Raw genomic sequence first — 22604 nt, 5'->3', positions numbered from 1 at the left:
CCCGATCTCTGCCCTTCCAAGGACTGTCATTGAGAGGGAAAACGGATGACCTTGCGGCGATGGCTTCCTGTCGCGTCGAAACGCTCTCAGCCTCCGGCAACCTGCCGCCCATCGAGAGAGAACGTGCCGATACTCAAATCTTTGCGGTGGTGCGCATTGCTATCAGCACTCACCCTGCCCGGGCCGCTCCTTGCCCAGCCGGTCGATTGCGATGCCTATGCCAGGGATTACGCCGATGCACATGTCTCCGGCGACCCGACGGATCTCAAAGTGGTCGACCGGGCTATGGAAGGAGCTGTTGCGGGTGGAGCCTGGCGCGGGCAGAGCGGCGCGCGCCGCGGCGCTGTCGCAGGCGGCGCCCTCGGGGTGCTCGACACGCTCGGCAACGATCCGGCGGGTTGGCGCGGTCTTTATGATCTCGCCTACCGGCTGTGCCGGAACAGCCAGTCACCGGCGGCGCATCGCCCATCCACCCTAGGAGATCCGAGCTACAGGCCGGCAACACAGCGCCCGCAGCGCGCCGTTCCGCCGTTTCCTGCCCCTCCAGCGGCTCCAAGACAACCAGACAACTGAGACTGTGCCATGTTTTCCTTCCTGTCCGCTAAACGACAATCCCTGACCCAGGCCCTGCAACGGCGCCTGCATCCGCGCCGGCGCACCCGCCTGAGACCGGCGAAACTTGCCAGCCTCGACAATGAATTCCTGTGCGATTGCACCATCAGGGACATCTCCGACGGCGGCATCCGGCTGCTCCTGAGTGAACACCACGATTTGCCCGAAGAGTTTTATGTCTTCGATGCGGTGCCCAAAACCGTTGCCGAAGTCCAGCTGAGGTGGCGCGACGGCCTGGCCGCGGGCGTAATCTATCTGGTACCACCGGCAAGTATCCGGCATTTTCGCAACACCGGCGTGCGCAAGCTCGCTCAGAGACTCTATGCACTGGACGGTTAGAATTCAGTAATTGTCCGACAAATATTGAAAAAGAACTGAAATCAAAACAAGCCGAAACGAACTTCCTGTCACCATTTGGCAACAATTCCGGCCGATCAAAACCCGTTTTCTTGTTGAAGATGAGATGTGCGGCTAATAAATCTAGTCTTCCTTAAAAATCACAGCTAAAACGGTTCAGGAAGCCAGGCCAACCAGAACGCTCTGGCAAAGATCAATAAGACGGACTTCCAGAGCCTCACGAATGGACACAAAACAAATTCTGACATTCGACCTTCCCGACAAGGTTCTTACTTCCCTTCCCACAGGAGCGGTCAAAGATACAGTTGAACAGCTAGGCAAGAGCATTGTTCAAGGGGTCTACGAAACGGATGCCGTCCTGCCGCGCGAGGAGGAACTGGTCGAGAAATTGAATGTTTCCAGAACGGTTGTCCGCGAAGCGGTCAAGGTCTTGTGCGGCAAGGGTCTTGTCCGCACGGCCAGGCGGTACGGGTCCAGGGTGTGCCCGTTTGAAAGCTGGAACCTGCTCGATCCCGATGTGATCCGTTGGCACGATCCCAACAGCCCGAGAACCGCCCGCATCTATGCCGAAGCGACGGACATGCGCATCATTTTCGAACCGGAGGCAGCGGCGCTGGCCGCGAAAAACGCCAGCCGCGAACAACGCGACCTAATTGTGGCGGCCGCAAAAGGCATCGACCCGAAACATGGCGACGCGGCCATGATCGGCGCGGATTATACCTTTCATGCCACTATCCTTCAGGCCAGCGGCAACCTGATGCTGTCGCAACTGCAGAACATTGTCTACGCGGTTATTCTGTTCTCCTATTCTGCCGGCCGCTTTGCCGCACCGGAAGAAAAGGTCGTTCAGAGACTTCATGTCGGTGTCGCCGAAGCCATCGATAATGGAGAGGCGGATCTTGCACGCAAACGCATGCACGACATGCTCAAGGCGAACCAGGCGATGGCCAGGGAATTCGCGGCCATCGCCAAATAATACCAACCACAATAGATAGGGACCAATCTGACCGTGTTTGGGGTCTGCTCGGCAAGGAGCAGGTTGCAGGGCGATATGGTTTATCGTTCAAAACCTGGGGCGCAGCTGAACAGTCCCCAAACACGGCCTTCGGTTGCCTACTCCGGCCCGCCGGTCAGCGTTGCGCCGCTTGAACGGCCAACCAGGCCGTCCTGCGCAACGCGCCTTGCCGGCCAATCCGGACCAGCGCCATCAGATGGGTTCCAATCTATTGAGGCTGGTATTAGCCGTTGGACAAGCGCCGCATTTGCAGACAAGCTCGTATTCCCGACACCGTACGTTTGCCCGTACTCGAGGTCCTATGAGCATATTGACACAAGACGAATTGGCAACCGGAACCTATCTCGGCCGAGTCTGGTGTCCAGACGCAAATGGCCCGGCCGTCGTGACTTTGCGCGACGACGAGGTCATCGACATCACATGCAAGACGGCGCCGACCGTACGCGACATTTGCGAGATGGACGATCCCGCAGGGTATGTTGCCCAGGCTGAAGGTCACGCCATCGCGCCCCTGGAAACCGTCGCAGAAGCCTGTGTCGGCGACCCTTCTTTGGTCCATTTTCTGGCGCCTTGCGACCTGCAGGCCATCAAGGCCTGCGGCGTGACCTTTGCCAATTCGATGGTCGAGCGAGTGATCGAAGAACTCGCAGCGGGTGACGCACAAAAGGCAGATACCATCAGGCAGCGGGTCAGCGCTGTCATCGGTGACAGCCTGCGCAACATCAGGGCCGGATCGCCGGAGGCGGCGCAAGTCAAACAGACCCTGATCGACGCCGATGTGTGGAGCCCCTATCTGGAGGTTGGCATCGGGCCGGATGCCGAGATCTTTTCAAAGGCCCAGGTCCTGTCCTCTGTGGGGCCGGGCGCCGAGGTCGGACTGCACCCGATTTCCACCTGGAACAACCCGGAACCGGAAGTGGTGCTTGCCGTTTCCTCAAATGGCCGCATCGTCGGCGCCGCGCTGGGCAACGACGTCAATCTGCGTGACATCGAGGGCCGCTCCGCGCTTTTGCTCTCCAAAGCCAAGGACAATAACGGCTCGTGTGCCATCGGCCCGATGATCCGGCTGTTCGACGATGGCTACGCCCTCGACGATGTGCGCAAGGCCGAGCTCGCACTGACTGTCGAAGGACCAGACGGATTTATCCTTGAAGGGCGGTCTTCCATGCGCGAAATCAGCCGCGATCCGGAGGACCTTGTGTCCCAGGCCATCGGCCGGCACCACCAGTATCCGGACGGGTTGATGCTGTTTCTGGGCACTCTCTTTGCGCCGACAATGGACCGGGACGTGGCAGGGCAAGGCTTCACACACAAAATCGGCGATGTCGTCACCATCGCCGCACCCGGTCTGGGCAGTTTGTGCAACACCGTCAATCTTTCGACAGACTGCCCGGAATGGACCTTCGGCATCAGTCATCTGATGCGCAATCTCGCCCAGCGCGGAATGCTTTGAAGAGGCGGGGCGACGATGCACCCGCCCTGCCCTCAAACCGGTTGCGCCCCTCAGTCGAGCTCGGGATAGCTTGCGTCGTAGAGATGCTTCCTGACAAAGTCTTCCAGGTCCGCCGGCTGTGGCACCTGCGCCAATCCGGCATCGAAAACGGTTTTTGCCACCCGGGCCGCCGTTTTGACAGAGGTCTCCAGTATGTCGGACTGTGGCGGAAACAACGTGCCCTGGGACAACAGCTTGTCCGGCACCTGATCGGCGACGGCTTTCGCCGCCTCGATGAACATATCATCCGTGACGCGTTTCGCCCTGGTCGCATAGATCGCCATGGCCACCGCCGGAAAGATATATAGATTGTTCGCCTGCCCCGCCCGGTAGGTCTCACCGGCATAGTCAACGGGTGGGAACTGAACACCGGCCGCAAAAATCGCCCTGCCCTTGGTCCACTGGTAGGCCTGTTCGGCCGTGCATTCGGCATGGTCGGTTGGATTGGACAGGGCGAAAACAACCGGACGATCATTGATCTCGGCCATCGCTTCCACAACGGACCGGGTGAACAGTCCCCCGACCGTGCTGACGCCGATCAACGTGGTCGGTTTGACGGATTTGATTGCCGTGGTCAGGTCGCGGGTCGGCGCGTGTTTGTGGGCATATTTGCGCTGAAAATCGAAAAGGTCATCCCGCTCGGACTGCAGCAGGCCATTGACGTCATACATCCAGATCCGGGACCGAGCCTCTTCTTCCGCAAGACCTTCCGAAACCATTTCCGAGACCAGAAGATCCGCCAGTCCGATACCCGCCGAGCCGGCACCAGCGAAGAAAATGGTTTCGTCCTTGAGAGAACCGCCCTTGATCTTTAGCGCATTGATAAGCCCCGCCAGCGTAATGCCGGCGGTTCCCTGGATATCGTCATTGTAACAACAGACCTTGTCGCGATAGCGCGCGAGCAGATGTACCGCGTCACTGCCGGTCCAGTCCTCGAAGTGGATGCAACAGTCGGGATAACGTTCCTGTACGGCCGCGACGAATTCGTCGACAAACGGATAGAGCTCTTCCGTCGGCGGCCGTTTCTGACGGATGCCGAGATAGAGCGGGTCCTCCAGCAGCTGCTCGTTGTTTGTGCCCGCATCCAGAAACAACGGCAACAGGTGCGCCGGCGGCACCCCTGCCGCTCCAGTGTAGAGCTGCAGCTTGCCGATCGGAATGCCCATGCCATTGGCGCCAATATCCCCAAGTCCGAGGATCCGCCCGCCATTGGTCACGCAGATGAAGCGCACATCCTTGTCTGGCCAGTCAGCGAGAACCTTGCTGACACTCCCCCTGTGCGCGATCGACAAATACATGCCCCTCGAACGCCGGTAGATGTGACCGAACTTCAGACAGGCTTCGCCGATGGTGGGATCATAGACAATCGGCAGGAACCTGGTCGGATCCGACATGATGACCTTGTAGAAGAGCGTCTCATTGGTATCGAGCAACCCGGTCAGATAGACGAATCGGTCCATGTCGCTGTGTTTATGGGTCAGCTGCATCAAAACGCGCTGAACCTGCTGATCAAGGCTTTCCACCACAGCCGGCAGCAAACCGAGTAGACCGTATTTCTCACGCTCTTCCCTGGTGAAAGCCGTGTTCTTGTTCAATACGGGATCGTGGATCAGATCGAGGCCTGTCTTGCCATTACGAGATGCTTTCATCGACTTCTCCTCTGCATAACACCGGGAGCGGCACCATTCCTAAAGCGATGGATGGATCATTTTCGCCGGATCGACCACCTTGTCGAATTCGGCTTCATCGACAAACCCGAGTTCCAGGCAGGCCTGTTTCAGGGTCAGGTCCTTGTCAAACGCATAGTGCGCCGCATGACTGGCCTTGTCATAGCCAATCACCGGACTAAGCGCCGTCACCAGCATCAAGGACTGGTCCAGGTATTCGGTGATCTTCTTCCGGTTCGGCTCCATGCCATCGACCAGGAACTTGGCAAAGTTGCTGCAGCCATCTCCCATGATCCGAACCGACTGAAGAATGGCATTGATCATCAGCGGCTTGTAGACATTCATCTCTAGATAACCGCCAGAACCACCGATCCCCACCGAAACATCATTTCCCATCACTTGTGCGGCGATCATGGCCAGAGCTTCGCATTGGGTCGGATTGACCTTGCCAGGCATGATCGAGGAGCCTGGCTCGTTGGCGGGGATCTTCAATTCGTAGAACCCGCAACGCGGACCGCAGGACAGAAGGCGAATATCGTTCGAGATTTTGAACAGGGACACAGCAAGCGTACGCAGGGCGCCGCTCAGCATCACCAGGGCATCGTGACTTCCCTGATAAGCGAACTTGTTCGGCGCGCTGACAAAGGGAAGCGCCGTCAACTCGGCAATCTTTGCGGCGGATTTCTCGGCAAATTGCGGGTGGGTGTTGATGCCCGTGCCGACAGCGGTCCCGCCCAGCGCCAGAGAATAGACGTCCTTCAGCGCATGGGTGATCCGGTCAATGTTCTGGCGCAGCATTTCAGCATAGCCGGAAAACTCCTGTCCGAGCGTCAGCGGTGTCGCATCCTGCATGTGGGTGCGGCCGATCTTGATGATGTCGTCCCACTCGTCCGACTTGGCCTTCAGGCTCTCGTGCAGCGTCTCTACTCCCGGAAGCAACCGGTGGGTCGTCTGGATCGCTGCGGCCATATGCATGGCGGTCGGAAACGTATCGTTCGACGACTGGGACATGTTGACGTGATCGTTCGGATGCACCGGATCCTTGCTGCCGAGCACTCCGCCAGCGAGTGCGATCGCCCGATTGGAGATCACCTCGTTGACATTCATGTTGGACTGCGTGCCACTACCCGTCATCCATACATGCAGCGGGAAATGCGCATCCAGCTGTCCGTCCGCGACTTCCTCGGCAGCCCGGACAATCAGGTCGGCCAGGTCCGGCTGCAACAGCCCCAGGTCCACGTTGGTCAGCGCGGCCGCCTTTTTCAGGATGCCATAGGCATGGATGAGCTCGATCGGGATCAGGTCGTTGCCGATGGAAAAATGCTCCAGGGAGCGCTGCGTCTGCGCGCCCCAGTATTTGTCCTCGGGAACCTCGATCTCGCCAAGGCTGTCACTTTCGCTGCGCATGGTGCTCTCCTGACTGTCGGTCTAGCTTTCCAGAAGGCTTGACGTAAGACTGCTCTCCGGATCCTTCAGGCCGTCGATGACATCAAAATGGTGCCGCTCGGGATCCTCATGATAGCGTGCATTCGGCCAGGCTTCCGCAAGCAATTGGGACTGCCGCAGAAACTCCGGCCGTTCCGCACCGCCGACCCAGGCAATGACCGGACACTCGGTGGCCGGTTTCTTCAAAGCCGGACTCTCGGCGATCGCGTCTTCCTCGCTCATCTGGAACGCATCGTTCATCCGGGTGTTCCGGAGCGGGCGCAGGTCATGGAGGCCGCTGATGGAGACGACCCGTTCGATCCGGTCCAGGACATCCTGCGGCAACAGGCTGTCCTCACAGACCATGCGGGTGACGAGATGTCCACCGGCTGAATGGCCCGCCAGCCTGATGGGACCTTCGACACGGCTGGCAGCCTTGGCAATCGCAGACGCAATCTGCCGGGTGATGTCGGCGATGCGAACCTCCGGCGCCAGGTCATAGGACGGCAGGCATGTGGTCCAGCCCTTGGCCAGAGGGCCAGCGGCGAAATGCGACCAATAGCTCTTGTCGAATTTCATCCAGTAGCCACCATGCACAAAGACGACGAGCCCTTTCGACTTCCTCTCCGGGCGAAAGACATCGAACCGGTTCCGCGGGCCGTCGCCATAGACGACATCGAGATCCTTCTCCATCCAGGATTTCCGGAACGCCTCCGAATCGCCAGCCCAGCGCGCAATAAAGTCTTCCGCTCCCGGAATATGCGCCGCGTTGGCGTAGGCATCGTCCCAATCGGTAATCAGCGTCTCAGTCATCAACAGCCTCAAGCATGAATTTCAACATGTGCGCGGCATCCTGCACGATTTGCCGTGAAAGCGGAATGACTTGCTTTCATCGACGCCTTGTCAAATCGGAGCGAGCCGACCTAACGTCTTAAAAACACCAGGACGGGAGACGAAACGCTTATGGTGGCGCGCTGTTCCAATCGAGTGATAAATCTGGCGCATTTCCTGACCAGAAACGCAGCCCGCTGGCCGGCCCGGCCCGCCATTGTCTGGGAAGGCAGCACCTGGACCTGGATGGAGCTCGATGCACGCGTCTCCGCCCTCGCCTGCGCGCTGCAATCCAGTTACGACCTCGGCAAGGGCGACTGCCTTCTGGTGCAGGCGGAAAACTCCAACCAGATGACCGAGATTATGCTGGCCGCCTTTCGACTCGGGGCCATCTGGGTGCCCTGTAATTTCCGTCAGGCCCCAGCGGAGACCGCCTATGCCGCGCAAAAGGCCAAAGCGAAGGTCTTTGTCTGCGATGCGGGCTTTGCTGCCCAGGCCACCGCCGTCCGGTCGGCATCACCGGATCTCTCCGGCTGCATCAGCATCGGCGAGAGCGATTTCGGCGACAGCTACGAAGTGCTGGTGTCGCGGCATCTGGGAAAGACAATCGCCAATGCAGAAGTCGATTATACCGATCCCTGCTGGCTGTTCTTCACCTCCGGCTCAACTGGGCGGCCGAAAGCAGTGGTGCTCAGTCACGGGCAGATCGGCTTTGTCTGCGTCAACTACATGGCCGATCTCATACCGGGAACCACCGAAGAAGATGCCTCTCTGGTGATCGCGCCCCTGTCCCATGGCGCAGGTCTGCAGCAGATCGCCCAGCTGTCCGCCGGGTCGGCGCATGTGCTGATGCCAAGAGGCGGTTTCAATCCGGCCGTCGCGTTTGACCTGATCGAGAAACACCGGGTCAGCAACCTCTTCACGGTGCCCACCATCGTCAAACGCCTGGTCGAGGATCCCGCGGTGGACCTCCATGACCATTCCAGCCTGCGTCACGTGATCTATGCCGGCGCGCCCATGTACCGGGAGGACCAGAAGACCGCACTGCAGAAGCTCGGCCCCGTCCTGGTGCAATATTACGGCCTTGGTGAGGTGACCGGCAACATCACGGTACTGCGGCCCCAGGACCATCATCTGGACGACGGCCCTGGGACACGGGCCGGTACCTGCGGCACGGAACGCACCGGCATCGAGGTTTCCATTCAGGACGAAGACGGCAACCACCTGCCACCGCACCAGACCGGTGAGGTCTGTGTCATCGGTGCCGCTGTCTGCGCGGGCTATCTGGAAGACGAGGCCGCAAACGCCAAATCCTTTCGCAACGGCTGGTTCCGAACCGGGGATATCGGCCACATGGACGAGGAGCGCTTCCTCTATCTGACCGGCCGGGCTTCGGACATGTATATTTCCGGCGGCTCAAACGTCTATCCAAAGGAGGTGGAAGAGGTTCTGCTCACGCATCCGCAGATTTCCGAGGTGGCGATCCTTGGTATCCCGGATCCGCAATGGGGCGAAATCGGTCTTGCCGTCTGCGTGGCTGTTGCCGGGGAAACGCCTGACCCGGCAGTTCTCTCGGATTTTCTGAACGGCCAGGTGGCCCGCTACAAGATGCCGGCGCGTTATCTCTTCATCGAGGAAATGCCCACCAGTGCCTATGGCAAGATCACCAAGAAACTGGTGCGCGAACACCTGAGTGAGCGAGGCCTGTTGTGAGACGGCCCGCCCCCGCCACTCTGGCGGATATCAAGCACCCTGGTTCGCGCGCGGCGAACCGGCATCCTTTTGTACTCTGTCAGGCAGATGCCGTGTCCTTCGAGGTCACCGGCGGCCGGCCGCTTCTGGAAGCGCTGGGCCATTGGGCGGAAGCGGAAGGATATGCGTCAGCTGTGCTGAACCTGGCAGGCGTATCGCTTGCAGCTTTCGACTATGTCATGCCCGACCGGGCGATCGACGACCGCCACGCGGCCTGGTACAGCGAGACCCATTCCTCGGCTGGCGCCACCTTGACGGCAGCCGTCGCCATTCTGGGCTGGCGCGATGGTGCCTGGTTCGCCCATATCCACGCGTACTGGCGCGAAGGCGGCAAGGAACATCTTGGCCATCTGCTGCCCGCGACCCTGGCGGCCTCCGCACCCGCAACGATCACCGGACACGGGGTAAAGGGAGCAGCCTTTGAGGCCGCACCAGACCCGGAAACGGAATTCACCCTGTTTCGCGTTCGTGCGGACGAGGCCTCAGCCGACGCAATCCGGGAGAATGCCCTGATCACCACTCTGGCTCCGTTCGCCGATCTTCACCACAGCGTCTCGGACTTGGCCGACCAACTCTCAGCGCCATCCTATCAGGTCATGGGACTGGGCAGCCTTGCGGGCGCGGCCTTTGCCGGCGACCGGGCCATGACCGGTTTAATCTCGGAAATTCTCCTGCTGTCGGGTGCGGGGGATGACGGATCCCGCGGTCTCGCAATACCGGTCCGCTGCATCGACCTGAACGGCAGTCTCCACCAGGGCTCCGTCCTGCCGGGTCAGGCCCCGACACTGGTCACTTGCGAGCTTCTGATCCGGCGCGCAGATCGCGCCCGTTAACTTCTGGTTCTCGACGCAACGCAGCGCCAAGAACAGTAAGAGAACATTTACCCTTGCAGAACACAATGAGAACAGGTACCATGTTCTCGATTTGTACCAGCCTAATTCGCGGTCAGGGGATGCCGATATGTTGACGCGCAAGCAGTACGAACTGCTCATGTTCATTCACGAAAGACTGAAAGAAACCGGTGTTCCGCCATCTTTCGATGAAATGAAAGATGCGCTGGATCTCAGGTCGAAATCCGGCATTCACCGCCTGATCACGGCGCTGGAGGAACGCGGCTTCATCCGGCGCCTGCCGAATCGGGCTCGCGCCATGGAAGTGGTGCGCCTGCCGGATTCGATCGCACCGGGGCTTGGCGCGCCGAGACCGCGTGGCAGTTTCTCGCCAGAGGTCATCGAAGGCTCGCTCGGCAAGCCCGAAGCCCCCAAACCCGTCGAGCAACCCGTTTCCGTTGGGATGGAAATTCCGGTCATGGGTCGCATTGCCGCCGGCGTGCCGATCGAAGCCATTCAGACCCACAGCCACTCGATCACCGTTCCGCCGGAACTGCTTGGCAAGGGCGAGCACTACGCGCTTGAAGTGCGCGGCGATTCCATGATCGAAGCCGGCATTCTCGATGGCGACACGGTGCTGATCCGCCGGACCGACAGCGCGGACAGCGGCGACATCGTTGTGGCTCTTGTCGACGATGAAGAGGCAACCTTGAAGCGGCTGCGCAAGAAAGGCGCCTCTATTGCCCTGGAAGCCGCCAATCCTGCTTATGAGACACGCATCTTCGGCCCCGGCCGCGTTCGCGTGCAAGGCCGGCTGGTCGCCCTGTTCCGCCAGTATTGATCCCGGCCGACAAGCTGGTCAGGGGCTGTCGCCGCGGATGGCCCGCCGCAACGTTTGACGCGTCACCCGCCCTGGCCTGTGCCAGGGCCGCGGGGGATCCGGGATGGCGTATTTCAAGTGTTCGATGACCGGTTTGGTTCCAGGTGCTGCCGGTAACGACTGCGGCGATGGAACAGCCAAGGCGGCCTTGTCAGGTGGACCGGCACCTGACGGCCGAACAGTAAGCCAGACGGACACCGCGCCCCGTCCCGACCGGATTTCCTGATCCAGAATCAGGGCTCCGCCGCATCTCCCCCGCACAATTAGGTCGGTCACGATAATATCGGCGTATTTGCAATCGAATTCCAAGGCTTCAAGGTCCTTTGGTGCCGCGATGGTGAGCGGAGATAGCGGCCCTGTCAGACCGCCGCGTTCTGAGACGCGGGGGTAGGAAGTGATGACACAGCCGTCACGGTCGCATCGCCGTTGAAGCGATGTCATCTTGCGCGATCCAATCGCGCTCTTCGGCACACCTTCCACCTGATACCAAAGATCGTTCAGAAACGAATTTCCGCGCCCGGAAAAATGCAGAGATCCGGAGGCGTCGCGCGCGGCCAACCGCAGACCGGCGGCCGGGATCTGAATGTCGGGTGGCCGTGACACACCGGCGATTACCGCACCCGTCATTAGAGGCAAAAACGCAATAAGGCGCGCACGCCCCGGCAGAAGCAATCCGATAAACAGCGCCGAGGTTAGAAGCAGCGCGGCAGAGCCCTCAAGCTTGCCCAGCATGCCGGCGCCCGCGTCAAGACCTGCCGTGAATTCGGCAATCTTCAACAGAACCGAAACACCGAGGGACATCAGGCTCAAAGGCAGCGCGGCAAACCCGAACGGCATCAGCGCAAGCGCAAGGACACCCATCGGCATGACAAGCAGGGAAAATACCGGCATGCCAAGCATGTTGCCAATGACACCGAAAGGCGCGACCCGGCCGAAATGATAGGCGCCGATGATCCCGGTCGCCAGCCCCGCAACCAGCGCCGTCACAAGCAAACCGGCCCCCCATCGACCGACAAACGCCAACGCCGTTGCGGCGAGGCCCCGCCCCTCCGGTCTCGTTTCCAGGCCACGCTCGCGCCGCCTCCAGAGATCATAGACCGCTACCAGACAGATCACGGCCGCAAAGGACATTTGGAATCCGGGATGAAACAGCCGCTCCGGCGCAAGTATCAGCAGCGCCAGCCCGGCCAAGGCCACGCTGCGCAGCGTCAGACCCCTTCGCCCGATCAGAATGCCGAGAAAGACCAGAGCGATCATCAGAAACGATCGCTGCGTTGCAAGGCCTGCCCCTGACAGGAGCAGATAAATCGTGGCTGCTGCCAGCGCGACCAACGCCGCCCATTTTTGCGTCGGCCAGCGCAGCGCCAGGGACGGTATCAGCGCAAGCAGAAGCAGAACGCCGCCATAAGCGCCTCCGGCGAAAAGTGCCATGTGCAAGCCGGAAATGGCCAGGATATGGGCGAGCCCAGCCGCGCGCAGCACCTCTTCCTGGGTTTCTGAAATACCGCTGCGATCCCCAACCAGGACCGCGACGATCAGCGCCTCTTCCGGCCCGTCCCGCAAACTCTCGCGAATGCTTTCCGCAAGGCCTGTGCGCAACTGCGCCACCAGAGCGGCCGCGTGCAGGCCAGGAGAACCACCGACCGGCCCCAGACGTTCGGCAGGACCGAAACTGAAGCCGGTCGCGCCGATCCGGTCGAAATAGGCGCGAAAGGAATAGTCGTAGCCCCCCGGATGGACGGGCCCTGGAGGCGGAAACAACCGTCCACTGAGCCGAATGCGCTCGCCGACCTGGCCGGCGCTGTCCTTCGGAACCCTGATACGTATCTTCTCCGGAAAGTCCGGTGCGGCCACATGCCGGTTATCTACTGTTTCCACCGCAAGAACCAGACGGACATGGTTCGGATCCGCCTGCCGCTCCAAGACCCGGCCGCTGAGCGAGACCGTCATCGGCTCCGCCAGTCTTGGAGCATCGACGCTGAGCGTGCGCACGGCTCCGGCCGCAAGTCCGGCCAGAAAGGCCAGGAACAACGCTGTTCGCCATCCTGGCACACGCCTGCGCAAGGCGGCAAAGGCCGTCAAACCCGCCCCGGCAAGCAGCAGCGCCACGACAAAACGGGAGGGCTCATCCGGCAAAATGGCATAAAGGGCAATTCCCGCGGCAAAAGCGAAAGCACACCATAACAGGCCCTGCTCCTCCCAGAACCGCGTCGCGGTGGAAACCTCCGCACCGGTGTCGAGAGCGCGAAACAGCAACGCGGCAACGAGAGACGCTGGCCGTCCGGTTCCATGGACCCTACCATGGTCCGGTATTACGGTTTGCGTTGCGTCGAGGGTTGCCGTCTCCAGACGGCTGTCATCGTGTGGCCGAGGTTGCGAGCCGATTGCCACCGTTCCTCCTACCGACATGCGGCAGAAACGACCGGACCGGCTATTTAGCCTTTGCAAAGCCTGTGCTAAGACCGCGCCACCAATCCGGCGTTTTCCGCGCCGCCATTCTGACAGAGACTTTCAAAAAGCACCATGGCACAAGACATCGTCACGCGTTTCGCACCGTCCCCGACCGGCTTCCTGCATATTGGCGGCGCTCGCACCGCGCTGTTCAACTGGCTGTTCTCCAAACACGCCGGCGGCAAGATGCTGTTGCGCATCGAAGATACGGACCGGGCCCGGTCCACACAGGAGGCGGTCGATGCCATTCTGGACGGTCTCTCCTGGCTCGGTCTCGACTGGGACGGAGACCCTATTTCCCAGTTTTCACGCGTCGGCCGGCACAAGGAAGTCGTTGAACAGATGCTTGCCGACGGCACCGCTTATCGCTGCTATTCGTCGCCGGAAGAACTCGACGCCATGCGCGAGAAAGCCCGCGCCGAAGGCAAGCCGCCGCGCTATGACGGAACCTGGCGCGAGAAGGACGCTTCCGAAGCTCTGGCAGGCGTCGATCCGGTCATTCGCATCAAGGCACCGCAGGACGGCGAGACCGTGGTCGACGACATGGTCCAGGGCCGCGTGGTGATCCCGAACAAGGATCTCGACGATTTCGTGCTGATGCGCTCCGACGGTACGCCGACCTACATGCTCGCCGTCGTGGTCGATGATCACGACATGGGCATCACCCACATCATCCGCGGCGTCGACCACCTGACCAATGCCGCCCGGCAGACCCTGATCTTCAAGGCGCTCGGATGGGACGTGCCGGCGATGGCGCATATTCCGCTTATTCACGGACCGGACGGCGCCAAGCTGTCCAAGCGCCACGGCGCCACTGGCGCGGAAACCTATCGCGCCATGGGCTATCTGCCGCAGGCCATGCGCAATTACCTTGCCCGCCTCGGCTGGAGCCACGGCGACGAGGAAATCATGTCCCTTGAGGACATGATCAAGTGGTTCGGCATGGATGCCGTCGGCCAGTCCGCGGCCCGGTTCGATTTCAAGAAGCTGGAAAATCTCAACGGCCACTACATGCGCGCAACGGACGATGCGGAGCTGCTCGATCATTGGAAGGTCTATCTCGCCCATGCCGAGAACAGCGAGACCGTGCTGAACTGGATGGCCGATCCGGCACACGAAAAAACCGCCCTCACCGCGCTTCCCGGCCTGAAGGAACGTGCCAAGACCCTGGTAGAGCTCACCGAAAGTGCGTCTTATCTGTGGCGCCAGCGGCCGCTGGACACCGATGAAAAGGCCCAGAAGATTCTGGACAGCGACGCAAAGGCCATCTTGGCTGATTTGCATGGCGTTCTTACCGGTGTTGCCGACTGGGCAGCGGAACCGCTGGAAGCGGCCGTGAAGGCCTATGCCGAGCAAAAAGAGCTTAAACTGGGCAAGGTGGCCCAGCCGTTGCGCGCCGCACTCACCGGCCGTGGCACGTCACCCGGTATTTATGATGTTCTGATCGCCCTTGGACGGGAAGAATCCCTTGCTCGCATACAGGATCAGGCGGCCTGACCAGGCAATCTGACCAAGCGTTTTTGGCAGAATTCCGCGCGCCGGCCTATCCGGCGCGCGCTGAAAACCGGCCTTTGACCAAAGCGTTAGATCGGCCAGCTTGCGGCAGTGCAGTAAATGGGCTACCCAAGACGCGAAAATGTCTCAAGTGCCGTCCGGCATCCGGAAACGGGACCTCTGCCAAGAGGTCGAAAACCAACACGGCACATCCGGTTAACGCAGAGGGGTTTCTGAATGGCCGACAACAACGCCAAGCTCAACGTCGGTGGCAACGCCCACGATTTCGACGTACTTGACGGATCCATCGGACCGTCTGTCGTGAACATCTCGTCCTTGTACAAGGACACGGGCATGTTCACCTACGACCCTGGTTTCACCTCAACCGCATCGTGCGAATCCAAGATCACCTATATCGACGGTGACGAGGGCACGCTGCTTTATCGCGGGTATCCGATCGAACAGCTCGCCGATCACGGCGACTTCCTGGAATCCTGCTACCTGCTGCTTTATGGCGAATTGCCGACCAAGGCACAGAAGGACGACTTCGTGAGTCGGGTCACCTATCACACGATGATCCACGAGCAGATGAACCGGTTCTTCTCCGGTTTTCGCCGGGACGCGCACCCGATGGCCGTCATGGTCGGTACAGTCGGCGCCCTGTCAGCCTTCTACCATGACAGCACGGACATCACAGATCCGCATCAGCGGATGGTCGCTTCTCTGCGCATGATCGCCAAGATGCCGACCATCGCCGCCATGGCCTATAAATACCATGTCGGCCAACCGTTCGTTTACCCGCGCAACGACCTTGGCTATGCCGCCAACTTCCTGCACATGTGCTTCGCGGTGCCTTGCGAGGAATACAAGGTGAACCCGGTTCTGGCCCGTGCCATGGACCGTATCTTCATCCTGCATGCGGACCACGAACAGAACGCCTCGACCTCAACTGTCCGGCTTGCCGGGTCTTCCGGCGCCAATCCGTTTGCCTGCATCGCGGCCGGCATTGCCTGTCTCTGGGGCCCCGCTCATGGCGGCGCCAACGAAGCCGCACTGAACATGCTGTCGGAAATCGGCTCCGTCGACCGGATCCCGGAATTCGTCGCCCGCGCCAAGGACAAGAACGATCCGTTCCGCCTGATGGGCTTCGGCCACCGGGTCTATAAAAACTACGACCCGCGCGCGCGCATCATGCAGAAAACCACGCATGAAGTGCTCGGCGAACTCGGCATCAAGGACGATCCGCTGCTGGACGTCGCCATGGAACTGGAGAAGATCGCGCTCAACGACGAATATTTCGTCGACAAGAAGCTCTATCCGAATATCGACTTCTATTCGGGCATCACGCTTCGGGCGCTCGGCTTCCCGACCACCATGTTCACCGTTCTGTTCGCTCTGGCACGTACCGTGGGCTGGATCGCCCAGTGGAAGGAAATGGTTGAGGATCCGTCCCAGCGCATCGGCCGCCCGCGTCAGCTCTACACCGGCGCCAAACTGCGCGACTACACGCCGATCGATCAGCGCCGCTGAGCCATCCGGCGAATCCCTGTTATTGAAAACGCCCCCGGTTTCCGGGGGCGTTTTTCTTTTACCCTAACGGAACAGAGCCATATTCAAGAAAACATATTCCTACTTTGGACTCCGTCACGAACAAGGCTTTCAGATCCCAGTCATCGGGAAATAAGAGTTTCACGAATTCTGACTCAAAACCAGAAATGCATCACGCTCAACATCGCCACACACGTTTCTCCTCTACTAAAATTTTAGTTATGAAGTTCGGATCAAATACTACTCTATTGAAAAGTGACAAATACTATCATATATTTAGATCTTGAGAATTTTTACAAATAATAAGGAATCATTGCCTAGCATACTCCGCAATAAGTTGGCGTGGAACGCGCTCGGGGTCTTGAGGGGTTAATATGAAATTCCTGAATTTCGCTTCTGATCTGAAATTTGGCGTAAAAGTCGGCGGCAGCTTTGCCGCCGTGGTCGCACTTACCGGTATTGTCGGTGGTGTGGGCGCCTACAGTGTAATGACACTGTCGGAACGCATGGAAGTCGCCAAGCAGTCGACCTCCACAATCGCGCAGCTTCAGAACCTTGCCAGCAAGCGTGAAGACTTCCTGTCGACACAGGACATGAAATCCGCACAGGCTACCCTTGAAGACATCGGCATCCTGAGCGGCGAACTGAATGTCCTTCAGGCGCAACTCATGTCGGACCCGCAAGCGCAAGCGCCCGTCGAGGAAGCCGCCGAGGCCGTCAGGAGCTTCCAGGAGGCTTTCGAAAAAGTTGTCGGCCTGACCCAGACCCAGTCAGAGAAACAAGCCCAACTCGAAGGCGCCGTTCAAAACCTCGAACAGGCCGCCTCCCAGATCCTCGGCAAGTCCCTGATGGCCCGCGACGGCGTCAGCCAGGACGAGACCAATGCCCGCAAGACATTGGTTCTGGCCAACAAGGTCGGACAGGCAGCCGCCGGTTTCCAGGAAGAATCTCTTACTCTGCAGAACCTGTTCAATGCGGCTGCGAACAACGCCAAGCAGCTGGCGGACATCAAAGAACGGGTCGCGGCCCTGGTCCCTTCTGCCAAACAAATGGCCGCCAACAGCTTCGAAGGTGTCGATCCCGGAAAATTTTCTCAGCTGGCAGCGAAAACAGCTGAACTGGAACAGACCCTGGACAAGCTGGCGCAGACCAAGGACTACATTGAGATCTTCGATCTCACAGATGCCGGCAAGGCTGGTTTCGAGACCATTGTCACCAGCGTGAAGGAAATTCGCGTTCAGGCGAATGTCGCCATCGACAACGTCTACACTCAGGCGGATGAGATCAACCAGCGCTTCTACGTGGTTGACAGCGCCGCCGACACGGTGATGCAGATCGAAGCGGATGCGAATGCCGTCAAGGCCTCGGCCTTTTACTTCATGCTGAGCCCCGATGAGACAACCCAGGCAGCCGTGACCAAGGGCATCGAGGGGCTGAACACCCTTGCTTCCCGTCTTGAAAAAAGCGCCAAGGACTTTCCTGCCATTGCGGACCAGGTTCCGGCAGTGAAAGCCTCGATCGACTCCTTCGGCGCAAGCTTTTCCGAACTTGCCGCCAACCAGCTCCAGCTGGCCGGCAAGATCGACGAGATGAAGGCTCAGTCGCAAACTGTACAGGCACGGATTTCTGAGATTTCCGCAGAGCAGAGCGCTGCAGCGCAAGCATCCAGCAGCAGCGCCCTCGGCGTGATCACGCTTGCGCTCCTGGCCGCCGTTCTTGCCGGTGTCGGCATGGCGGTTGCACTCAATTTCGCGGTAACCCGGCCGCTGCGCCGGACAACGGAAACCATGTCGCGGCTGGCTGACGGCAACACTGACGTCGATATTGACGGTATCGAGCGCGGTGATGAAATCGGTGACATGAGCCGTACCATGCAGATTTTCCGCGACAACGCTGTCGAACGGCTCCAGCTGCAATCCGAGACCGAGCAGGAACAGCTGCTGCGCGCGGAACGCCAGACCCGCGTCGAAGCACTCATCACCGCCTTCCGCGAAAAAGCCACCGAGGTTCTTGGGTCTGTCGCAGAGACGGCGCATACACTGGACGGCACCGCGCAGGATCTCAGCGCCATCGCCAGCCAGAGCTCCAGCCTTGCAGACAGCACCTATGGGGTGACGGACGAAGCCACCCAGAACGTGCAGACTGTGGCCAGCGCCGCCGAAGAACTGGCCGCGTCGATCGCCGAGATTTCTCGCCAGGTCAATCAGACCACCCAGGTGGTCGATCGCGCCACCCAGGGCACCCAGGTCACCAATGAAAAGGTTCAGGGCCTGTCCACAGCTGCAACCAAGATTGGCGAGGTCGTCAGCCTGATTCAGGCGATCGCAGAACAGACCAATCTCCTGGCCCTCAACGCCACCATCGAGGCTGCCCGTGCGGGCGAAGCCGGCAAGGGTTTCGCGGTCGTCGCGGCCGAGGTGAAGGAACTGGCCACCCAAACCTCCAAGGCAACGGAAGAGATCTCCTCGCAGATCTCGGAAATCCAGGGCGCCACAAAGGATGCGGTTACGGCGATCGAGGCAATCACCCAGACCATGGACGAGGTCAACGAATACACCTCGACCATTGCCGCCGCCGTGGAGCAGCAGGGCGCAGCGACCAACGAGATTTCGGTGAACGTTCAGCGGGCGGCCGAAGGCACGGGTTCGGTCAAGACCAACATGTCGGACCTGTCCCAAGCCGTCGCCCAGACCAGCCAGAACGCCAATCTGGTTCTAGGCGCCTCGAGCGAACTCACCCAGAAAACCGACAGCCTGAAACAGGAAGTCAGCCTGTTCCTGGACAACGTCGCCAACGCCTGATCAGCAGTCCGACTGCTATTGAAACAAAGCCCCGGACGAGATCATCGTTCGGGGCTTTTCTGTCTGCTTGGCAAGGCCAGCCAATCCGCGGCCGGTTCGTTCACTCAGGTCGTTTCATGGCTTTCAGGACAATATCCGCAGCTGCGCCGCGCTGGCTATATCCATCTGGCAATTGCATTACTGTGTCGAGACGAGCGAATTCAGCAACCTGCCTGTCCCGCTCTGGTGTGTCCGACAGCAGGTCGATCAGATGCCCGGCAAGCACCTCCGGCCGGACCTCGTCATCAAGAAATTCGGGAATCGCTTTGTTACCGAGAATGATGTTCGGTAAGACGAAGGAATCGACGCTGGCGAATTTGAAGATGCGGTTCAAGTCCTTGAGCCGCCTGAAAAACCAGTCGACTTTGTAGGCAACCACCATGGGCACGCCCGAGAGCGCCAGTTCCAGCGAGACGGTTCCCGACGCCGCAAGCGCGGCATGTGCACGCCGGAATGCGGATTTCTTGGCATCCTGCCCGGTGACGATGTCGGGCTGAACCTGCCAGTGGGACACGCCTTCCTTAATCCGCGCCTTCAGATGGGTAACCGCCGGCAGAACGATTTTCACATCCGGCAGTGCTTCTTTCACCAGCCCCAGTGTTTCGCCGAATACCGGCAACAGGCGGTCGATCTCGCTGCGCCGGCTGCCCGGCAGGACCAGGAGCACGCGTTCGCTTTCGCTCAACGGCGCCCGTTCGCCTTCCGCTGGCCGCAGGTCCCCGGCGTGCTCGCTGAGTGGATGACCGACATAATGGGTGCGCGGGCCGCCCAGGCGTTTGTGCGCGTCCGGTTCGAACGGCAGCAACGCCAGAAGTTCGTCCACATAGACACTCATCTTCCGTGCCCGCCCCGGCCGCCAGGCCCAGACCGACGGCGAGACATACCCGACGATTGGAATATGGGGAGCGCGTTTGCGCACGCGTTTGGCGACGTTGTGAGTGAAATCGGGGCTGTCGACAATCACAAGCACATCGGGATCCGCCGCGATCACCGCATCGACTGTCTGATACACCCGGCGCACGATCAGAGGCAGCCTCGCCAGCACCGCGGTCAGCCCCATCACCGAGACATCCGACATATCAAAGAAGCTCGTCAGGCCGAGCGCGGTCATCTTCTCGCCGCCAACGCCACAGTAACGCGCGCCTGGACCCAAGCGTTCATTCAGCGCCAGCATCAGTTCGGAGCCAAGCTGGTCTCCGGATTCTTCCCCGGCAACAATGCAAATGGTCGGCTGGTCCGCGGTCATACCGGTGTCAGATCCGTGTTCCGGTCGATGCCGATCAGGAACAGGCTGGCGGCGTTTGCCTTTGCGATGGTTTCCGCGCGTTCGGCAATCAGAGCCCCATGGGCTTCCACGGCGATGCCTGCGAGGCCCGCGGCAATAGCCAGATCAATGGTTCTCGGGCCAACCGCCGGAAGGTCTACACGCAAATCCTGATTGGGCTTTGCCGTCTTGACCAGAACGCCGGCACGGCCCTTGGCTCGAATACGCCCCAGTTGCTTGAGATCCGCACAGCGTTGCAGCATCGCATCCGTTCCCTCGGCCCCTTCCAGGGCCACAACCCGGCCGCCGACGGCGACGGCCGCCTGGCCAATATCCAGTTCACCGAGCTTCTGTGTTGCACGTAGCGCGAGCTCGACATCACGCCAATCGGCCTGCTTCGGCTGCACATTGCCGAGAACACCGCTGGACGCCAGCAGCTGTGGCGCCACATCCTTGATCCCCACGACGCGATACCCCTCGTCTTCGAACAGACGGATCACCTTGGTCAGCAGACTGTCATCACCGCCCGCCAAAGCCCGGATGATGGTCGGCAGCCGTTTCAAGGTGCCAAAATCGCCCAGAATGGACGTGAAATCGGGACGTTTGGACACACCGCCGATCAACAGGACTTCCTGGCATTCGTTGCGCTTGAGAAACCGGTAGAGCCGGCCGATTTCCCCCCAGCCGAGTTGGGCATGTGCCCGTGCCTGGGTGGCCTGATCCGCCTCGCCCTTGATGGCAACGATCCGGAAGTCGCGGCCTGTCGCCGCGAGCCCATCCGCGATCTGGCATGGCAAGGCGCCATTGCCCGCGATCAGGGCAATGCGCGGCGCCTCAGCCGGTGTCACCCCAGACATCGGCTCAGTCTTCGCTCCGCGGCGTACAGAAGCGCCGGTCGTCCTTTTCCAGGATGAAATCGGTAACCGTCTTGACCAGCGGCTGGTCGCTCTGCTCAGCGGCAAGCGCTTCCGCCCGGCTGCGCAGCGTGCCCTCTTCATTTTCAAACAACGCACGATAGGCCGCGCGCAACGCATGGATCTGTTCGCGCGGCAGGTTCTTGCGTTTCAGTCCGATCAGATTGAGGCCAGCGAGCCGTGCCCGGTCACCAATGACGGAGCCATAGGGAATGACATCGAATTCCACGCCGGTCATGCCGCCGACGATTGCCCCAGTGCCAATCCGCGACCATTGGCGCACGGCGCTCAATCCGCCGAGAATGACAAAGTCGGCCAGTTCGACATGGCCGGCCAGCGTCGCATTGTTGGCCAGAATGGCATGGTTGCCGACCTGGCAATCGTGACCGACATGAGCGCCGACCATGAACAGGCAGTTGTCGCCCACACGGGTTACCCCGCCGCCGCCTTCAGTGCCGGGGTTCATGGTGACATGTTCGCGGATCTGGTTGTTGGCACCGATGATGAGCTCTGTCACCTCGCCGGCGAATTTCAGATCCTGCGGTTTGTGGCCAATGCTCGCAAACGGGAAGATATGCGACCCTGCTCCGATGCTGGTATGACCGGCAACGGCGACATGCGCTTCCAGGGTGACACCGTCGGCGAGTTTCACGTCAGGCCCGACGATCGAATAGGGTCCGATGCGAACGTTCTCGCCGATCACGGCCCCGTCTTCGACAATGGCCGTTGGATGAATTTCAGTCATAGATCCTCACGCATCTATCAGCATGGCGCTGACTTCCGCTTCCGCAACCTTCACATCGTTGACCTTGGCCACCGCGTCGAACTTCCAGATATTGGCGCGCTGCTTGATCTTCCTGACATGAAAATGAACCTGGTCACCCGGTTCGACCGGCTTGCGGAACTTGGCCTTGTCGATCGTCATGAAGTAGACCAGCTGCGGCGGGGCATCGACCCCACGCGCATGGACACACAACGCGCCAGCGGTCTGAGCCATTGCCTCAATCAGCAACACGCCGGGAAACACCGGCCGTTCCGGAAAGTGTCCGGTGAAATGAGGTTCGTTGATGGTGACGTTCTTGATGCCAATGCAGCTGTCATCGCCGTCCATTTCGATGATCTTGTCGATCAGGAGAAACGGGTAGCGATGCGGCAGCAGCTTCATGATCTTCATGATGTCTGCAGTGGCCAGTGTCTTGTTTTCTGCGTCGTCCATAAAATACCCCTGGGCA

The 22604-nt window shown here is 60.1% G+C and carries 18 protein-coding genes; 10 read left to right on the top strand and 8 right to left on the bottom strand.

Annotation, left to right across the window (positions count from 1 at the left end; genetic code table 11):
* Positions 1-156: 156 nt before the first annotated feature.
* The 4 genes from M0H32_RS03775 (at position 157) to M0H32_RS03760 (ending at position 3437) form a co-directional block, all read left to right on the top strand.
* Positions 157-573 (top strand): hypothetical protein, encoded by a 417-nt coding sequence (locus M0H32_RS03775; protein WP_248150863.1) that lies wholly within the window; start codon positions 157-159, stop codon positions 571-573.
* A gap of 9 nt (positions 574-582) precedes the next feature.
* Positions 583-951 carry a PilZ domain-containing protein gene (locus M0H32_RS03770; protein WP_248150860.1) on the top strand — a complete coding sequence of 123 codons (369 nt, stop codon included), beginning with the start codon at positions 583-585 and terminating at the stop codon, positions 949-951.
* 241 nt (positions 952-1192) lie between these two features.
* A complete protein-coding gene (locus M0H32_RS03765; RefSeq protein ID WP_248150857.1) occupies positions 1193-1945 on the top strand; it encodes a FadR/GntR family transcriptional regulator in 753 nt (250 codons plus the stop codon).
* 340 nt (positions 1946-2285) lie between these two features.
* Positions 2286-3437: a fumarylacetoacetate hydrolase family protein gene (locus tag M0H32_RS03760; protein WP_248150854.1), complete on the top strand. Its 1152-nt coding sequence runs from the start codon at positions 2286-2288 to the stop codon at positions 3435-3437.
* Positions 3438-3487: 50 nt separating this feature from the next.
* On the opposite strand, the gene M0H32_RS03755 is transcribed toward M0H32_RS03760, so the two are convergent.
* From M0H32_RS03755 to M0H32_RS03745, 3 genes are read right to left on the bottom strand one after another with little or no spacing between them, the layout of a single operon-like run.
* Positions 3488-5125 (bottom strand): NAD-dependent malic enzyme, encoded by a 1638-nt coding sequence (locus tag M0H32_RS03755; protein WP_248150850.1) that lies wholly within the window; start codon positions 5123-5125, stop codon positions 3488-3490.
* Between the two features lie 39 nt (positions 5126-5164).
* Positions 5165-6550, bottom strand: a complete 1386-nt coding sequence (gene fumC / locus M0H32_RS03750; RefSeq protein ID WP_248150848.1) for a class II fumarate hydratase — start codon at positions 6548-6550, stop codon at positions 5165-5167.
* Between the two features lie 21 nt (positions 6551-6571).
* Positions 6572-7381 (bottom strand): alpha/beta hydrolase, encoded by an 810-nt coding sequence (locus tag M0H32_RS03745; protein WP_248150846.1) that lies wholly within the window; start codon positions 7379-7381, stop codon positions 6572-6574.
* 150 nt (positions 7382-7531) lie between these two features.
* Between M0H32_RS03745 and M0H32_RS03740 the strand changes: the two genes are divergently transcribed.
* From M0H32_RS03740 to lexA, 3 genes are all read left to right on the top strand, one after another.
* Positions 7532-9112: an acyl-CoA synthetase gene (locus M0H32_RS03740; protein ID WP_248150844.1), complete on the top strand. Its 1581-nt coding sequence runs from the start codon at positions 7532-7534 to the stop codon at positions 9110-9112.
* A gap of 92 nt (positions 9113-9204) precedes the next feature.
* A complete protein-coding gene (locus M0H32_RS03735) occupies positions 9205-9984 on the top strand; it encodes a PPC domain-containing DNA-binding protein (RefSeq protein ID WP_248150842.1) in 780 nt (259 codons plus the stop codon).
* 127 nt (positions 9985-10111) lie between these two features.
* The gene (gene lexA / locus M0H32_RS03730) at positions 10112-10822 is read left to right on the top strand and encodes a transcriptional repressor LexA (RefSeq protein ID WP_248150839.1); all 711 of its coding nucleotides are present in this window, start codon (positions 10112-10114) and stop codon (positions 10820-10822) included.
* An 18-nt stretch (positions 10823-10840) separates the two neighbouring features.
* Here the strand turns inward: lexA and M0H32_RS03725 are convergent, their stop codons facing one another.
* Positions 10841-13252 carry a ComEC/Rec2 family competence protein gene (locus M0H32_RS03725; RefSeq protein WP_248150836.1) on the bottom strand — a complete coding sequence of 804 codons (2412 nt, stop codon included), beginning with the start codon at positions 13250-13252 and terminating at the stop codon, positions 10841-10843.
* A 132-nt stretch (positions 13253-13384) separates the two neighbouring features.
* On the opposite strand from M0H32_RS03725, the gene gltX reads away from it, so the two are divergent.
* The 3 genes from gltX (at position 13385) to M0H32_RS03710 (ending at position 19155) form a co-directional block, all read left to right on the top strand.
* Positions 13385-14809 carry a glutamate--tRNA ligase gene (gene gltX, locus M0H32_RS03720; protein WP_248150833.1) on the top strand — a complete coding sequence of 475 codons (1425 nt, stop codon included), beginning with the start codon at positions 13385-13387 and terminating at the stop codon, positions 14807-14809.
* 234 nt (positions 14810-15043) lie between these two features.
* Positions 15044-16336, top strand: a complete 1293-nt coding sequence (gene gltA / locus M0H32_RS03715; RefSeq protein WP_248150830.1) for a citrate synthase — start codon at positions 15044-15046, stop codon at positions 16334-16336.
* 392 nt (positions 16337-16728) lie between these two features.
* Positions 16729-19155, top strand: a complete 2427-nt coding sequence (locus M0H32_RS03710; protein WP_248150827.1) for a methyl-accepting chemotaxis protein — start codon at positions 16729-16731, stop codon at positions 19153-19155.
* A gap of 100 nt (positions 19156-19255) precedes the next feature.
* On the opposite strand, the gene lpxB is transcribed toward M0H32_RS03710, so the two are convergent.
* The 4 genes from lpxB to fabZ are packed head-to-tail and all read right to left on the bottom strand — an operon-like array spanning position 19256 to position 22588.
* A complete protein-coding gene (gene lpxB, locus M0H32_RS03705; protein WP_248150824.1) occupies positions 19256-20440 on the bottom strand; it encodes a lipid-A-disaccharide synthase in 1185 nt (394 codons plus the stop codon).
* Positions 20437-21315: an LpxI family protein gene (locus M0H32_RS03700; protein ID WP_248150820.1), complete on the bottom strand. Its 879-nt coding sequence runs from the start codon at positions 21313-21315 to the stop codon at positions 20437-20439. The genes lpxB and M0H32_RS03700 overlap by 4 nt, the downstream gene beginning before the upstream one ends.
* Before the next feature lie 4 nt (positions 21316-21319).
* Positions 21320-22117, bottom strand: coding sequence for an acyl-ACP--UDP-N-acetylglucosamine O-acyltransferase (gene lpxA / locus M0H32_RS03695; RefSeq protein WP_248150818.1), 798 nt, complete (start codon positions 22115-22117; stop codon positions 21320-21322).
* Positions 22118-22123: 6 nt separating this feature from the next.
* A complete protein-coding gene (gene fabZ / locus M0H32_RS03690; RefSeq protein ID WP_248150816.1) occupies positions 22124-22588 on the bottom strand; it encodes a 3-hydroxyacyl-ACP dehydratase FabZ in 465 nt (154 codons plus the stop codon).
* Positions 22589-22604 lie beyond the last annotated feature (16 nt).

This window comes from Roseibium sediminicola, assembly GCF_023156505.1.
In the GTDB taxonomy this organism is placed as follows: Bacteria; Pseudomonadota; Alphaproteobacteria; order Rhizobiales; family Stappiaceae; genus Roseibium; species Roseibium sediminicola.
The sequence above is the reverse complement of the archived record's forward strand: the minus strand, read 5'-3'. Positions and strand labels throughout refer to the sequence as shown.